This is a genomic window from Gemmobacter serpentinus, from assembly GCF_008973825.1.
In the GTDB taxonomy this organism is placed as follows: Bacteria; Pseudomonadota; Alphaproteobacteria; order Rhodobacterales; family Rhodobacteraceae; genus Gemmobacter; species Gemmobacter serpentinus.
The window spans coordinates 138,729-153,466 of sequence record NZ_WCHR01000012.1 but is presented as its reverse complement, the minus strand read 5'-3'; the positions used below and the strand labels follow the sequence as shown (position 1 = coordinate 153,466).

The 14,738-nt window shown below is 63.4% G+C and carries 13 protein-coding genes, 1 tRNA gene and 1 riboswitch; of the genes, 4 read left to right on the top strand and 10 right to left on the bottom strand.

Annotation, left to right across the window (positions count from 1 at the left end; genetic code table 11):
* Nucleotides 1-21 precede the first annotated feature (21 nt).
* Nucleotides 22-1,515, bottom strand: a complete 1,494-nt coding sequence (locus GBJ34_RS07510; RefSeq protein WP_226341085.1) for an acetyl-CoA hydrolase/transferase family protein — start codon at nucleotides 1,513-1,515, stop codon at nucleotides 22-24.
* A 183-nt stretch (nucleotides 1,516-1,698) separates the two neighbouring features.
* Here GBJ34_RS07510 and GBJ34_RS07505 point away from each other — a divergent pair, with 183 nt between their 5' ends.
* Both GBJ34_RS07505 and GBJ34_RS07500 read left to right on the top strand, forming a co-directional pair.
* Entirely contained in the window at nucleotides 1,699-3,078 is a 1,380-nt protein-coding gene (locus GBJ34_RS07505) for an aspartate aminotransferase family protein (protein WP_151718643.1), read from the top strand.
* Between the two features lie 3 nt (nucleotides 3,079-3,081).
* The gene (locus GBJ34_RS07500) at nucleotides 3,082-4,476 is read left to right on the top strand and encodes a glutamine synthetase family protein (protein ID WP_151718642.1); all 1,395 of its coding nucleotides are present in this window, start codon (nucleotides 3,082-3,084) and stop codon (nucleotides 4,474-4,476) included.
* Nucleotides 4,477-4,510: 34 nt separating this feature from the next.
* On the opposite strand, the gene GBJ34_RS07495 is transcribed toward GBJ34_RS07500, so the two are convergent.
* A complete protein-coding gene (locus GBJ34_RS07495) occupies nucleotides 4,511-4,933 on the bottom strand; it encodes a DUF1801 domain-containing protein (RefSeq protein ID WP_151718641.1) in 423 nt (140 codons plus the stop codon).
* Nucleotides 4,934-5,186: 253 nt separating this feature from the next.
* On the opposite strand from GBJ34_RS07495, the gene GBJ34_RS07490 reads away from it, so the two are divergent.
* Both GBJ34_RS07490 and argF read left to right on the top strand, forming a co-directional pair.
* Nucleotides 5,187-6,359, top strand: a complete 1,173-nt coding sequence (locus tag GBJ34_RS07490) for an aspartate aminotransferase family protein (RefSeq protein ID WP_151718640.1) — start codon at nucleotides 5,187-5,189, stop codon at nucleotides 6,357-6,359.
* A 113-nt stretch (nucleotides 6,360-6,472) separates the two neighbouring features.
* Nucleotides 6,473-7,399 carry an ornithine carbamoyltransferase gene (argF, locus tag GBJ34_RS07485; protein WP_151718639.1) on the top strand — a complete coding sequence of 309 codons (927 nt, stop codon included), beginning with the start codon at nucleotides 6,473-6,475 and terminating at the stop codon, nucleotides 7,397-7,399.
* A 190-nt stretch (nucleotides 7,400-7,589) separates the two neighbouring features.
* Here the strand turns inward: argF and GBJ34_RS07480 are convergent, their stop codons facing one another.
* From GBJ34_RS07480 to gcvT, 8 genes are all read right to left on the bottom strand, one after another.
* Nucleotides 7,590-7,847, bottom strand: coding sequence for a hypothetical protein (locus GBJ34_RS07480; RefSeq protein WP_151718638.1), 258 nt, complete (start codon nucleotides 7,845-7,847; stop codon nucleotides 7,590-7,592).
* A 135-nt stretch (nucleotides 7,848-7,982) separates the two neighbouring features.
* Nucleotides 7,983-8,058: transfer RNA gene (locus GBJ34_RS07475), tRNA-Ala, on the bottom strand.
* A gap of 102 nt (nucleotides 8,059-8,160) precedes the next feature.
* Nucleotides 8,161-8,607, bottom strand: coding sequence for a thioredoxin family protein (locus GBJ34_RS07470; RefSeq protein ID WP_151718637.1), 447 nt, complete (start codon nucleotides 8,605-8,607; stop codon nucleotides 8,161-8,163).
* Nucleotides 8,608-8,682: 75 nt separating this feature from the next.
* The gene (locus GBJ34_RS07465) at nucleotides 8,683-8,994 is read right to left on the bottom strand and encodes an AzlD domain-containing protein (RefSeq protein ID WP_151718636.1); all 312 of its coding nucleotides are present in this window, start codon (nucleotides 8,992-8,994) and stop codon (nucleotides 8,683-8,685) included.
* Nucleotides 8,991-9,680, bottom strand: a complete 690-nt coding sequence (locus GBJ34_RS07460) for an AzlC family ABC transporter permease (protein ID WP_151718635.1) — start codon at nucleotides 9,678-9,680, stop codon at nucleotides 8,991-8,993. The genes GBJ34_RS07465 and GBJ34_RS07460 overlap by 4 nt, the downstream gene beginning before the upstream one ends.
* A gap of 326 nt (nucleotides 9,681-10,006) precedes the next feature.
* Nucleotides 10,007-12,865 (bottom strand): aminomethyl-transferring glycine dehydrogenase, encoded by a 2,859-nt coding sequence (gcvP, locus tag GBJ34_RS07455; protein WP_151718634.1) that lies wholly within the window; start codon nucleotides 12,863-12,865, stop codon nucleotides 10,007-10,009.
* Nucleotides 12,866-12,944: 79 nt separating this feature from the next.
* Nucleotides 12,945-13,304 (bottom strand): glycine cleavage system protein GcvH, encoded by a 360-nt coding sequence (gene gcvH / locus GBJ34_RS07450; RefSeq protein WP_151718633.1) that lies wholly within the window; start codon nucleotides 13,302-13,304, stop codon nucleotides 12,945-12,947.
* A gap of 17 nt (nucleotides 13,305-13,321) precedes the next feature.
* Nucleotides 13,322-14,443 (bottom strand): glycine cleavage system aminomethyltransferase GcvT, encoded by a 1,122-nt coding sequence (gene gcvT / locus GBJ34_RS07445; RefSeq protein WP_151718632.1) that lies wholly within the window; start codon nucleotides 14,441-14,443, stop codon nucleotides 13,322-13,324.
* Between the two features lie 162 nt (nucleotides 14,444-14,605).
* Nucleotides 14,606-14,711, bottom strand: a riboswitch (glycine riboswitch).
* Nucleotides 14,712-14,738 lie beyond the last annotated feature (27 nt).

Genomic DNA, 14,738 nt, shown 5'->3' with positions numbered 1-14,738 from the left:
CCCCTTTCTTATTGCAAATCGTCAAGCCATCTTGCCGGTATCACGCAGCCTGACATGCCAGCTCAGCGCCTCTTCCAGCAGATGGGGCGTATGGCCGCCGCGCGCTTCGGCCCGTGCCAGATAATCCGCCAGTGCCGGGCACCAGTCGGGATGCACGCAATTGGCAAGGATCACCTTCGCCCGTTCCCGCGGCGCGAGGCCGCGCAGATCGGCCAGCCCCTGTTCGGTCACCAGAATATCCACATCATGTTCGGTATGGTCGACATGGCTGACCATCGGCACGACCGAGGAAATCGCGCCCCCCTTGGCGATGGATTTGGTGACGAAGACAGAAAGATAGGCATTGCGCGCGAAATCGCCCGATCCACCAATGCCATTCATCATCTGTGTGCCCATCACATGGGTCGAATTCACATTGCCGTAGATGTCAAACTCCAGCGCGGTATTGATGCAGATCAGGCCAAGGCGCCGCACCACCTCCGGGTGGTTGGATATCTCCTGCGGGCGCAGGATCAGTTTCGGCTTGAACTCGGCCAGACGCGGCAGCACCTCGGCATATTTCGCGGCAGATAGCGTGATGGACGAGCCCGAGGCAAAGCTCATCTTGCCCGCCGCCATCAGATCAAAGGTCGAATCCTGCAAAACCTCGGAATACATCTTCAGGTCATGGAACGGGCTGTCGATCAGACCGTGCAGCACTGCATTGGCAATGGTGCCAATTCCGGCCTGCAAGGGCGCAAGACTATTGTCCAACCTGCCCTGCCTGACCTCGTTCAGAAAGAAATCGGTCAGATGCCCGGCAATCGCGCGTGTCTCGTCATCGGGGTCCAGAATGGTCGATGAACTGTCGAGCTTTTCGGTGATGACAATCGCCGCGATCTTTTCCGGCGGGACCGGGATGAAGGGCAGCCCGACCCGGCTTTCGGGGCTGACCACCGGGATCGGCATCCGGTTGGGACGATAGGTCGGGATGAAGATGTCATGCAGCCCCTCCAGTTCGGCGGGCTGGTTCAGGTTGATCTCCACGATCACCTTATCGGCCAGAAGGGCGAAACTGGCGGAATTGCCAACCGAGGTCGTCGGCACGATGCCCCCGGTTTCGGTGATCGCCACCGCCTCGATCACCGCGACATCGACGCCGGGTATCTGCCGGGTGCGCAGCATCTCCACCGTTTCCGACAGGTGCTGATCGACATACATCACCTCGCCCGCATTGATGGCGCGGCGCAGGGCCGGATCAGACATGAAGGGGATGCGGCGCGACAGGACATGGGCCTCGGCCAAGGTCTTGTCGAGATCATTGCCAAGGCTTGCCCCGGTCATCAGCGTGATCTTCAGCGGATCGGTTTTCGCGCGTTCGGCCAAGGCCATCGGCACCGCCTTGGCCTCGCCGGCACGGGTAAAGCCCGACATGCCAACCACCATACCATCATGGATCAGGCGCGCGGCGGCGTCGGCACTGACCACACGGTCGCGCAGGGCGGCATTGCGGATACGGGTTTCCAGCTGGGTCACGGATGCCTCCTCGCATTGATTTCCGCTTCGTGACCTGCCGCCGATTTGGGCACAACTGTCAGTTTGACGGAGCAGGTATGACATATACGCATATCTATAATTTTAAATGCATAGCTTGCACCCAATGGCCGACTTGAATTTGATCAAATCACGCCGCATAAGCAAGACAACCCGGAGGCTTCCATGACCGATTCCGCCCAAAATTCTGGCCTGCTTGCCGGCATCCGCCGCGACCGCCTTGATGCGATGAAAACCCGCGAGGCCAAGGCCTATGCCAAAAGCCGCCCCGCGACCCGCAAGGCGTTGGAACAGGGCGGCAACCACTTCCTGGACGGGCTGCCGATGCATTGGATGAAGGATTGGTCGATGCCCTTCCCCATGCTGGTGGACAGCGCCAAGGGCGCGAAGCTGACCGATCTCGACGGGCATGAGATTGATGATTTCTGCCTTGGCGATACCGGCTCGATGTTCGGCCATTCGCCCGCGCCGGTGGCCAAGGCGATCCGGGCGCAGGCGCGCCATGGCCTGACCTTCATGCTGCCGACCGAAGCCGCATTGGAGGCATCAAGCCTGCTGACGCAGGCCTTCGGTGCCTTCCGCTGGCAGATCGCCACCACCGCAACCGACGCCAACCGCTATGCGTTGCGGGTGGCACGGGCGGTGACGGGTCGCCCCAAGGTGCTGGTCTTCAACGGCTGTTATCACGGCACGCTGGATGACACGATGGTGGAGCTTGCCAACGGCAAGACCCGGTCGCGCCAAGGGCTGGTCGGCCAATTCGCCGATCTGACGCTGGGGGCCACGGCGGTTGAATTCAACGATCTTGCCGCAGTCGAGGCCGCGCTGAAAACCGGCGAGATCGCCGCGATCCTGACCGAGCCGGTGATGACCAATTCCTGCATGGTGCTGCCCGCGCCTGACTTTCATGACGGGCTGCGCGCCTTGTCGCGCAAATATGGCGCTCTGCTCATCATCGATGAAACCCACACGATTTCATCGGGCTATGGCGGCTATACAAGCGTGCATGGCCTCGACCCGGATATGTTCGTGGTGGGCAAATGCGTGGCAGGCGGAATGCCGACGGCGGTCTGGGGGCTGCGCCAAGAGGTGGCGGACCGCTTTGCCGCCTATGAGGCCAAGCGCCCCTCCGGCCATTCCGGCATGGGCACCACGCTGTCGGCCAATCCGATGCAATGTGTCTGCCTGCGCGCAAACCTGTCTGAAGTGATGACGCCAAAGGCCTATAAACACATGGAAAAGGGCGCAAAGCGCCTGTCCGCCGGGCTGCAAAAATCGATCGTGAAACACGGCGCGCCCTGGCATGTCGTGCGGGTTGGCGCACGGGTCGAATTTATCTGCGCCCCCGGCCCGCTGAAGAATGGAGCCGAATCCGCACTGGCCCATCAGCCGGAGGTGGAGGCGGTGCTGCACACCGCGTTGCTCAATCGCGGCTGCCTGATCGCCCCCTTTCACAACATGATGCTGGTCAGCCCCGCCACAAAGGCGGCCCAAATCGACCGCCTGATCGCCGCCTTTGATGAAATTCTTGCTGAACTGTTCTGATCCATGACCGAGACCATCTCCCCCTCCGGCTCCACCTTGTCCGAGGCCGAAGCCTTTCTTGCCGCCCATCCCGAGATCGAGGCCTTCGATATCGTCTTGCACGATGCGAACGGAATTGGCCGCGGCAAGATCATTCGTAGGCATGAGCTTTTGTCTTTTTACAAGAATGGTCGGCATTTGCCGATCTCGATCCTTGGTCTGGATATCTGCGGTGAGGATGTGCATGAAACCGGGCTGATCTGGGATCAGGGTGATGGCGATCTGCGGGCCTGGCCGATCCCCGGCACGCTGAAGCCCCTGCACAACACCCAGCCGCCACGCGGCGAGGTCTTCATGTCGATGTATGATCTGGAGGGCCACAAGATGACCTCCGATCCGCGTCACGCGCTACAGGCCCAGATTGATGCATTGGCCGCAATGGATCTGCACCCGGCAGGCGCGTTCGAGCTGGAATTTTTCCTGCTGGCGAATGAGCGCGATGCCAATGGCAAGATGGTTCCGGCCCGGGACGTGCTGGATGGTCGCCCCTCGCGCAAGACCGAGGTCTATTCGGTCGATCACCTGCATGGCATGTTGCCGCTGTTCTCCGATATCTACGCCGCCGCCGAAAAGTCCGGCATCAAGGCCGAGACGATGATTTCGGAATATGCGCCCGGCCAGTATGAGCTGACGCTGCACTACCGCGAAGACGTGATGCAGGCCGCCGATGATCTGATGCGGCTGAAACGCATCGTGCGGGCGCAGGCGCGCGCGCATGGCGTCACCGCCTGCTTCATGGCCAAGCCCAATGAGGATTATGCAGGCTCCGGGATGCATTTCCACGTCTCGCTGCAGGATGGCGCGGGCCAGAACGTCTTCATGGAGGCCGCAGAGGGCCAGTGGAACGACAAGATCCTGCACGCGCTTGGCGGGTTGCGCGCCACCATGGGCGAAAGCATGTTGGTCTTTGCGCCGCACGCCAATAGCTGGCGGCGGTTCTCGTCGCAATCCTATGCCCCGGTCAGCCCGACATGGGGGGTGAACAACCGCTCGGTCGCGCTGCGGATCCCGGCTGGCGATATCCGCGCGCGCCGGGTCGAACACCGCCCGGCAGGTGTGGATGCAAACCCTTATCTGGTGGCCGCAACCGTGTTGGCAGGCATCCGCAAGGGCCTGAATGAACACCTCGATCCCGGCCCTGAAACCACCGGGAACGGCTATGAGGGTGGCGCGGATGCGCCGCCAATGCCGGTCGATTGGCGGTCTGCGATTGAGGCCGCAAAGGCATCGGATTTCCTGAAGGATGCGCTTGGCCCCGACATGCATCGCACCTTCACCGCCATCAAGGCCTCCGAATATGCAAGGGTGGCGCGCACGGTGTCAGAGGTCGATTTCGACCTGTATCTGCATACGGTCTGAACCGCTTGCAGTCTGAAGCGCTTGCATCGGGGGCCTACAGCTTGGCCCCCGGCAGGGCGCGTGCCTGATCGATCCATGCCCCCAGCAGATCGGCATCAAAGGCGTCGCCTTCATGGATATGGTAATAGCGCACACCTTGCTGCTTGGAACTGACCGGCGGCACCGGATCAAGCGCCATGCCGCTGAAGAAGGTGATCTGGATATAGCGGGTCATGCAATAGAACGACATGAACCAGTGGCTGTCACCCATCCCGTAAAGCGGCGTGTTCCACTTCACCGCCTTTTGCACATTCGGCACCCGCGCGACGATCAGGTCATCCAGCCGCCGCCCCACCGGGCTTTTCCAACCGGGCATGGCCGCGATATAGGCCTGCACCGGCGCATCGCCATAAGCCTTGGCGATCTGCGGATTGCCGCTGGACAGCAATACGACCTGCGCGGGCTTTGCTTCTGTCATTGTCGATCTCCAATTCTGCTTGCCTCTGGCACAGTTTGCCGCTATCGCCAGAGCCATGATCGCATGTGGCACCCTTCTTTCCCAGCCCCGACGCCGACGCTTCTGACAGAGCCGCGCGGCTTTGCGCGATCATCTGCCGCCGTCTTGCGGCACATCCCCACCCCGCCTTCGCGACGTTCTGTCCGCCTTCATACGTTGACAGCCCCCCGGCCCTTTGGCACGTCTGGGGCTTCGGCTTTCCAAGGGTAAATCCATGATCACCACCGTCCTGCCGACCTATAACCGCGCCCCTCTCGCCTTCGTCAAAGGCGAAGGCAGCTGGCTGTTTGCCGAGGATGGCAGCCGATACCTTGATCTGGGATCGGGCATCGCGGTGAATGCGCTTGGCCATGCCCATCCGGTTCTGGTGCAGACCCTGACCGAACAGGCACAAAAACTTTGGCATGTGTCGAATGTCTACCGCATCCCGGAACAAGAGGCGCTGGCCGACCTGCTCGTCGATGCGACCTTTGCCGATACGGTGTTCTTCACCAATTCCGGCACCGAGGCGGCCGAGCTGGCGATCAAGATGGCGCGCAAATACTGGTATGACAAGGGCGAGGCCCGGACGGAGATTATCGCCTTTGAAGGGGCCTTCCATGGGCGGTCGACCGGCGCGATTGCCGCCGCCGGTTCGGAAAAGATGGTGAAGGGCTTCGGGCCGCTGATGCCAGGCTTCAAGCAGGTGGCGTTCGGCGACCATGAGGCACTGGCCTCCGCGATCAGCGACAAGACTGCCGCCGTCATCATTGAACCCATTCAAGGCGAAGGTGGCATCCGCACGCTGTCGGATGCCTGCCTGAAAGGCCTGCGCGATCTCTGTGACGAGACCGGCGCGCTCCTGATCTTTGACGAGGTGCAATGCGGCATGGGCCGCAGCGGCAAGCTGTTCGCGCATGAATGGGCGGGTGTCACCCCCGATATCATGATGGTCGCCAAGGGCATCGGCGGCGGCTTCCCGCTGGGCGCGGTGCTGGCCACCGAAGAGGCCGCCTCGGCCATGGTGGCGGGCACGCATGGCTCCACCTATGGTGGCAACCCGCTGGCCTGCGCGGTGGGGGCTGCCGTGATGCGCATCGTCTCGGATGATGCCTTCTTGGCCGAGGTCAACCGCAAGGCCGCGCTGTTCCGTCAGGGACTGGAAGGTCTGGTTGCGGCCCATCCCACCGTCTTCAAGGCGGTGCGTGGTCAAGGTCTGATGCTGGGTCTGGAATGTGCTGTGACCAATACGGATGTGGTGAAGGCGGCCTATGGGCAGAACCTGCTGACGGTCGCCGCCTCGGATAATGTGATCCGCCTTCTGCCCGCGCTGACCATTCAAGACGCCGACATCACCGAGGCGTTGAAGCGCCTCGATGCCGCCGCCACCACGCTGGACGCCGCCTGATCACCACTGACTTTACATATCCCACGGGGGTCAGCCATCGGTCGCCATCGGTTCAAGACCGATGGCTGACGGGGCGCAAAGCCCCAGGGACCGCCCGAAGAAAGCCCATCATAATGAAACACTTCCTTGATATTCACACCACCAGTGCTGCCGATCTGCGCGCCATGATCGACAGCGCCCATGCGATGAAAACGGCGCGGCAAGGCCGCCCCAAGGGCACGCCCGATGACGACCAGCCGTTGAAGGGCCATATGGTCGCGCTGATCTTTGAAAAACCGTCGACCCGGACCCGGGTGTCGTTCGATGTCGGCGTGCGCCAGCTTGGCGGCGAGACCATGGTCCTGTCCGGCAAGGAGATGCAGCTGGGCCATGGCGAAACCATCGCCGATACCGCGCGGGTGCTGTCGCGCTATGTCGACCTGATCATGATCCGCACCTTTGAAGAGCAGACCCTGCTGGAGATGGCCGAACACGCCACCGTGCCGGTCATCAACGGGCTGACCAACCGCACCCATCCCTGCCAGATCATGGCCGATATCCAGACCTATGAGGAACATCGCGGCTCCATCGCGGGCAAGAAGGTGGTCTGGGCGGGCGACGGCAACAATGTCTGCGCCAGCTTTCTTCATGCCGCCGGCCAGTTCGGGTTTGATTTCACCTTTACCGGCCCGCAGACCCTTGACCCCGAACCCGAATGGCTGGGCTTTGCCCGATCCAAGGGTGTGTCGGTCGCGGTAGAGCGTGACCCGGCCAAAGCGGTCGCGGATGCCGATCTGATCGTGACCGATACCTGGGTCTCGATGCATGATCCCGAAAGCGCGAAGGAACGGCGCCACAACCAGCTGCGCCCCTATCAGGTCAATGAAGATCTGATGGCCAAGGCCAAGCCCGATGCGCTGTTCATGCATTGCCTGCCCGCGCATCGTAATGACGAGGCCACCAGCGCCGTCATGGACGGCCCGCATTCGGTGATCTTCGACGAGGCCGAAAACCGTCTGCACGCACAAAAGGCCATCCTGCGGTGGTGCCTCGGCCGCTAAGGCCGCGATGATGCGAGGCCCTGCCTGACGGCGGGGCCGAACCAGCAACTCTGGACAGGACAGGCCTGGCTGAGCTTTGGCCTGGCCGTTGCGATCGCAAACCGTCATCTCGCGGGCCGTAAGCGATTACTTTCACGCAGCGAAATCCCGCGACAATCGCCGTCAAGATCGCCCCATCAAGACCAGCCCGTCAGATCTCCGTGGCAGCTGAGCGCATTTTCTTCGCCGGGCAGCATGGCGACGCGGCCCGCCGCGCAGATGCCGTCAGTTTGTCCCGTGCCAAAGGCCTGGTGTTCGGGGGGATATGCGCATCGAATTTCACATCTTCGAGGGCACGAAACTTGATGGCCTCGGCCTGGCTGACCTGCCCGAACGAGGTCTTCCAAAACTTCTTGCCGAACTGCGGAACAAGACTCACCGGAAACGCACGGCTGGTAGTGCCAAGCATTGCCGATCTTCGTGATGCGGAAGGTCTTCGACACTTACTTCATCGCTCCATGTTACCAGCTTTGTTGCCAGCTGACATGAGCCAAGTGCCTAAAAACGAATTACTCTTTCAGCATCAATGCCTTAGAGAAGGCCATGGTGGAGCAGAGGGGGATCGAACCCCTGACCTCGTCATTGCGAACGACGCGCTCTCCCAACTGAGCTACTGCCCCATGACTTGTGGGTCTTTTTCTCCAATCATCCCGATATTGTCAAGCTTGGGCGAAAGCCACCGATCAGGATTTCACGGCATTTCACGAGCCATGGCACCAGCCTCACCGATTGCGTGCCACAAGCGATTGCCGCACGAAATCCGTGATTTCGGCGGCCGGGCGCGCGCCGGTCAGGCGCGCAACCTCGCGTCCCTTATGATAGAGCACCAGCGCCGGGATGCCCTGGATCCGCGCACGCCCGGCAATATCCGGGTGATCTTGCGTGTTCAGCCGGGCAAAGCGCGCAGCCCCTTCCATGCCCTTGGCGGCCTTGGCAAATTCCGGGGCCATCGCACGGCACGGTCCGCACCAGGGGGCCCAGTAATCCACCAGAAGCGGCAGGTCATCACCGCGCACCGCCTTGTCGTGGCTCAGCGCGTCCAGATCATGCACGCGGCCACCTGCCAGCGCCTCGCCACAGCTGCCGCATTTCGGCGCTTGCGCCAGCCGCGCCATCGGCACGCGATTGGCCTGCCCACAGGTCGCGCAGATCAGTTTGACAGCATCCATCCCCGGTCTCCGGTCCAGTGCCCACCTGGCCCAATATTTGCAGTCGCCCAGCAGATCGCAAGTGGGGGGCGTGGCTCAGATCGCGAAGGCCAATCCATAGACCAGTGCCCCGGTCAAGGTCGCCAGCACGACGGACCGCCGCCAGAACCATATGCCGATTACCGAAAGCGTGCCCGCCCAGAACGGCACAGCCTGCCCGCCCCCCAAAAGCGGCATCACCGAGACGACGAAAAGCGCGGTGATCGCGGCAGGCCCGGTGGCCGAGAGCAGCCGCGACAGCCAGCCTTCCGGCGAAAGGCGCGACATGTCAAAGCGGAAAGGCATGGTCCGAAAGGCCCAGACCGATGCCCCGACCACAAGCGCCAGCAGCAGATAGTCCGTTCTCATGCCCGCCTCCGCACCGCACCGGCCAGCGCCCCGGCCAACATGCCCGCCAGGATCCCCGAAGTGGCGCTGACCGCAAGCGTGACCAAGATCGTCACAACCGCCGCAACCGCGATCACCGGCATCTGTGCCCGGCTCAGGATCGACAGGAGCAGCGCGAGGAACAGGGCAGGCAGCATGAAGCCAAGCCCCGCCTCCACTGCCGGAAAGGCAGCCAGGGCACCGCCCCCCGCCAGCGCCCCGATCAGCGTGCCAATGACCCAGGACGCATAGGAGGCAAGGCCCAGCCCGAACATGAATGCCTCGGAGAAGCGCCGACCGCGCGCCATCTCGCCCAAGGCCGCACCGAACACCTCGTCGGTCAGACCAAAGGCCCAGATCCAGGCGCGTTTGATGCGGGTCTGGCCTGCTGCCGCCATCAGTGCCGGGCCATAGGCCAGATGGCGCAGACCCATCGCCACCAGCGTGAAGGCCGAAACCAGCAGGGGCGCGCCGCCCGCGATCAGCGCGATGGCCAGAAACTGCGCCGCGCCGGAATAGATGATCAGCGAGAACCCGGTGGCCTCCAGCACCGAGAACCCGGCCCGGCTGGCCGCCACCCCGAAAGAGAATGCGATAGGAAAATAGCCCAGCGCCACCGGCAGGGCAGCGACAAGTCCATGGCTGAAACGCGCGGATTGCTCATTCATCGGGCAGAGCTAGCCTGCACCGCAGGCGGGGTCAATGCGGCGCGTGGCAGGGGGCCGCCCACGCCTCGGACCATGATCGTGCCGCAGATACAGCGCAGGGATTTCGGCCCTTCAGCCGCGCCGCAGACCTGGCCGCCCAAACTGCGCAGCCCAGACGGCGCAGCCCCCAGACGCGCCGATACCGGCAGCGTGACACCCTGCCCCGCTCAACCGACAAATCCCCCGACTCCCTGCATTGCTGCTTGCCCAAATACTCAAAAAACAACGCCGCCGCCCGGAGCCTCACCCGGGCGGCGGCGCATCACTCAATGCCAATCCTTCACCCTTCAGGCGTAGGATTCCACCGGCGGGCAGGTGCAGACCAGATTGCGGTCGCCAAAGACGTTGTCGACGCGCCCGACAGGCGGCCAGTATTTGTCGACCCGGAACGAACCCGGCGGGAAGCAGCCCTGTTCACGCGGATATTTGCGCGTCCAGTCAGCCACCAGATCCTCCACCGTATGGGGGGCGTGGCGCAGCGGGCTGTCCTCGGGCGCGATCTCGCCCGCCTCGACCGCCTTGATCTCGGCGCGGATGGCCAGAAGGGCGGTGATGAAGCGGTCGATCTCGGCCTTGGTCTCGCTTTCGGTCGGCTCCACCATCAGGGTGCCTGCCACCGGCCAGCTCATGGTCGGTGCGTGGAAGCCGTTGTCGATCAGACGCTTGGCGATGTCATCCACCGTCACACCGGCCTCGGCGAAGGGCCGGGTATCCAGGATGCATTCATGCGCAACACGCCCGCGATTGCCCATGAACAGCACCTCATAGGCCCCCTTCAGCCGGGCCGCGATATAGTTCGCGTTGAGGATCGCGACGCGCGTCGCCTGCGTCAGCCCCTCGCCCCCCATCATCAGGCAATAGGCCCAGGAAATCAGCAGGATCGAGGCCGAGCCATAGGGCGCAGCCGATACCGGCCCCGCATCATTGGCACTGTGCAGGCCCGCGCCGGCAGTTCCACCAACTTCCGGATGCGCCGGCAGATGGGGTGCCAGATGGGCGCGCACACCGATCGGGCCCATGCCGGGGCCACCGCCGCCATGCGGGATTGCAAAGGTCTTGTGCAGGTTCAGGTGGCTGACATCGCCGCCGATCTCGCCGGGCTTCACAAGGCCGACCATGGCATTCATGTTCGCGCCGTCGATATAGACCTGCCCGCCATATTTATGGGTGATGTCGCAGATCTCGCGCACGGTCTCCTCGAACACGCCATGCGTGCTGGGATAGGTGATCATGCAGGCGGCAAGGTTCTCGCCCGCCTCGGCAGCGCGGGCGCGGAAATCCTCCACATCCACATCGCCATTGGGCGAGGATTTCACCACCACCACCTTCATCCCCGCCATCTGGGCCGAGGCCGGGTTGGTGCCATGGGCCGAAACCGGGATCAGGCAGATGTCGCGATGCCCCTGCCCCTGCGCCCGGTGATAGGCCTGAATGGTCAGAAGCCCGGCATATTCGCCCTGCGCACCACTATTGGGTTGCATGGAGAAGGCGTCATAGCCGGTGATCTCGCACAGTTTTTGCGACAGATCGCTGATCGCCTCGGCATAGCCCGCCGCCTGATCCACCGGCACGAAAGGGTGCAGGCTGCCAAACTCCGGCCAGGTGATCGGCATCATTTCGGCGGCGGCGTTCAGCTTCATCGTGCAGGACCCCAGCGGGATCATGGCCCGGTCCAGCGCCAGATCGCGATCCGACAGACGGCGCATATAGCGCATCATCTCGGATTCCGCCCGGTTCATGTGGAAGACCGGATGGGTCAGCACCTCGGAGCTGCGCAGCATCTCGGCCGGGAAACCAAGCTCCGCCTCGGCAGGCGGGGCTGCATGAATGCCAAAGGCGCGCAAGACGCGGGCCAGCACGTCTTCATTGGTGGTCTCATCCAGGCTGATGCCGACATGGTCATGGCCGACCTTGCGGAAATTCAGCCCCTCGGCCCGCGCCGCAGCGAGGATCCCCGCCTGCCCCACGCCGACATTCACCGTGATCGTGTCGAAGAAAGCCTTGGGCGGCAGGCTGGCGCCCGCATCACGCAGCGCCTTGGCCAGACGCACGGTGTAGGAATGCACCCGCTCCGAAATGGCGCGCAGGCCTTTGGGCCCGTGGAAGACCGCATACATCGAGGCCATGACCGCCAGCAGCGCCTGCGCGGTGCAGACGTTGGAGGTGGCCTTTTCGCGGCGGATATGCTGTTCGCGGGTTTGCAGCGACAGGCGATAGGCCTTGTTGCCGCGCGCGTCGATGGAGACACCGACGATGCGCCCCGGCATATTGCGCTTCAGATCATCGCGGCAGGACATGAAGGCGGCATGTGGGCCACCATAGCCCATCGGCACGCCGAACCGCTGCGCCGAACCCACGGCGATATCGGCCCCCATCTCGCCCGGGGCCTTCAGCATCATCAGGGCCAGCAGATCGGTGGCCACCACCGCGACCGCCTTGGCGGCGTGCAGCGCCTCGATCCAGGGGGTCAGGTCGCGCACATGGCCCCAGGTGCCGGGATATTGGAAGATCGCGCCGAAGACGGCGGTGGCCTCCATCGTCTCCGGGTCGCCGGTGATGATCTCGATGCCCAAAGGCCGCGCACGGGTGCGGATCACCTCGATGGTTTGCGGATGGCAATGTTCATCGACAAAGAAGGCGCGTGCCTTCGATTTCGCCACGCGCTCGGCCATGGCCATGGCCTCGGCCGCAGCCGTCGCCTCATCCAGCAGGCTGGCATTGGCGACCGGCAGCCCGGTCAGGTCGCAAACCATGGTCTGATAGTTCAGCAGCGCCTCAAGACGCCCCTGCGCAATCTCGGGCTGGTAGGGGGTATAGGCGGTATACCAGGCCGGATTTTCCAGAATGTTGCGCTGGATGGCAGGCGGCGTCACTGTGCCGTAATAGCCCTGCCCGATCAGGCTGGTCATCACCCGGTTCTTCGCCGCGACCTCGCGCATCCGCGCCAGCAGCTCATGTTCCGACAGCGGGGCCCAACCAAGCGGCTTGTCCTGCCGGATCGAAGCCGGGATCGTCTCGTCGATCAGCGCGTCCAGCGTCGGCACGCCGACCGCCTGCAGCATGGCCGCCATCTCCACGGGCGAAGGCCCGATATGGCGGCGATTGGCAAAGTCATATGGATTGTAATCGGTCGGCGTGAAGGTCATCTCACCACATCCTGTGCGCGGGCGGCCCGGATTTTCGGTGAAAATCCGGATCCCGATTTTTCGGCGAAAAATCGGCTTTTCAGCCGATCAGCTCGTTATATTCGTCCTCGTCCATCAGGTCGTCGAGCACGCCCAGATCGTCGATCTTCATCTTGAAGAACCAGGCAGCCCCCAGCGGATCCTCGTTCACCAGACCCGGATTGTCGGCCAGCGCCTCATTCACGGCGACAATCTCGCCATCGACCGGGGCAAGGATGTCGGAAGCGGCCTTGACGCTTTCGATCACGCAGACCTCATCGCCCGCCGCCACCTGCGTCTCGGGTTCGGGCAGCTCAACGAAGACCACATCGCCCAGGGCCTCGGCGGCGTGCTGGGTGATGCCCACCACCACCAGATCGCCCTCGACGCGCAGCCATTCATGTTCCTTGGTATATTTCATGCCTTGGGACTCCCCGTTCAGCGTTTGTAGGTTGTGGGTTGGAAGGGCATCGCGGCCACGGTGAGCGGCTGGCGTTTGCCCCGCAATTCGGCGGCAAGTTCGGTGCCAATGCCGGCATGGGCGCGGGCGACATAGCCCATCGCAACGGGGGCCTCGACCGAAGGGCCAAAGCCGCCCGAGGTGATCTTGCCCAAGGGCGTGCCATCGGTCGCAAACAGCTCCACCCCTTCGCGCATCGGTGCACGCCCCTCGGGGCGCAGGCCGACACGCAGGCGCTCCGGCCCCTCGGCCAGTTCGCGCAAGATACGGGCCGCGCCCGGGAAGCCGCCCGCGCGGGCACCACCTGCACGGCGGGCCTTCTGGATCGCCCAGGTCAGCGCGGCCTCGACCGGCGAGGTTGTCTCGTCAATATCATGGCCGTAAAGGCAAAGCCCGGCCTCCAGCCGCAGGCTGTCGCGTGCGCCAAGGCCGATGGCCTCGACCTCTGGCATATCCAGCAGCGCCTTGGCCAGCCCCTCGGCCCCGGCTTCGGGCACCGAAATCTCATATCCGTCTTCGCCGGTATAGCCAGAGCGGCTGATCCACAGCTCGCCAAACAGGGTCGGCACCTGCGCCACATCCATGAACCGCATCGCCGCCGCCTGCGGCACCAGCCGCGACAGCGCCGCCTCGGCCTGCGGGCCTTGCAGCGCCAAGAGGCAACGGTCGGTCACCGCGATCACCTCGGTCGTGTCGGACAGATGCGCCTGCATATGGGCCAGATCGGCCTCCTTGCAGGCGGCATTGACCACGACAAACAGGTGATCGCCGCGATTGGCGAACATCAGGTCATCCAGAATGCCGCCGGAGTCGTTGGTGAACAGGCCATAGCGTTGCCGCCCCTCAGCCACCGACAGCACATCGACCGGCATCAAGGCCTCGAAGGCCAGCGCGGTCGCCTCATAGCTGCCCTTGGGGCGCAGGATCACCTGCCCCATATGGCTGACATCGAACAGACCGGCCGATTGCCGTGTTTGCAGATGTTCCTTCATCACACCAAGGGGATATTGCACCGGCATCTCGTAGCCGGCAAAGGCCACCATCTTGCCCCCCAATGCCACATGCAGATCATGCAGCGCCAAACGCTTCAGGTCGCTCATGCGTCCCCCTTTTGGCCGGAAAATGCCCGGCACCGTGCAGACAGGCCAACCCCTGTCCCTTCGGTGCCCCCTCTGTCCCTACCCCTTGCCCGAATGATCGGGGCGGGGCGCCTGAGATCGTTATCCCTTCGGCGGGCGCAAAGCGCCACTCTCCAGAGTTTTGGTGCCAGAACGGTCCGTTCGCCTGAGAGTTTACCGGGGCGGTTGCTCCTTCGGCACCGGCTGCACGGGCCATTGGCCCGCTGCCGGATTCTCCCGATCCTGACCAGATCGGGTTAGCGCGGCCAGCCCCTGC

Bases quoted from the DNA above. Each gene is read 5' to 3' on its own strand.
- GBJ34_RS07505 (WP_151718643.1), top strand. From the start codon at position 1,699: ATGACCGATTCCGCCCAAAATTCTGGCCTGCTTGCCGGCATCCGCCGC.
- GBJ34_RS07500 (WP_151718642.1), top strand. From the start codon at position 3,082: ATGACCGAGACCATCTCCCCCTCCGGCTCCACCTTGTCCGAGGCCGAA.
- GBJ34_RS07495 (WP_151718641.1), bottom strand. From the start codon at position 4,933: ATGACAGAAGCAAAGCCCGCGCAGGTCGTATTGCTGTCCAGCGGCAAT.
- GBJ34_RS07490 (WP_151718640.1), top strand. From the start codon at position 5,187: ATGATCACCACCGTCCTGCCGACCTATAACCGCGCCCCTCTCGCCTTC.
- argF (WP_151718639.1), top strand. From the start codon at position 6,473: ATGAAACACTTCCTTGATATTCACACCACCAGTGCTGCCGATCTGCGC.
- GBJ34_RS07480 (WP_151718638.1), bottom strand. From the start codon at position 7,847: ATGCTTGGCACTACCAGCCGTGCGTTTCCGGTGAGTCTTGTTCCGCAG.
- GBJ34_RS07470 (WP_151718637.1), bottom strand. From the start codon at position 8,607: ATGGATGCTGTCAAACTGATCTGCGCGACCTGTGGGCAGGCCAATCGC.
- GBJ34_RS07465 (WP_151718636.1), bottom strand. From the start codon at position 8,994: ATGAGAACGGACTATCTGCTGCTGGCGCTTGTGGTCGGGGCATCGGTC.
- GBJ34_RS07460 (WP_151718635.1), bottom strand. From the start codon at position 9,680: ATGAATGAGCAATCCGCGCGTTTCAGCCATGGACTTGTCGCTGCCCTG.
- gcvP (WP_151718634.1), bottom strand. From the start codon at position 12,865: ATGACCTTCACGCCGACCGATTACAATCCATATGACTTTGCCAATCGC.
- gcvH (WP_151718633.1), bottom strand. From the start codon at position 13,304: ATGAAATATACCAAGGAACATGAATGGCTGCGCGTCGAGGGCGATCTG.
- gcvT (WP_151718632.1), bottom strand. From the start codon at position 14,443: ATGAGCGACCTGAAGCGTTTGGCGCTGCATGATCTGCATGTGGCATTG.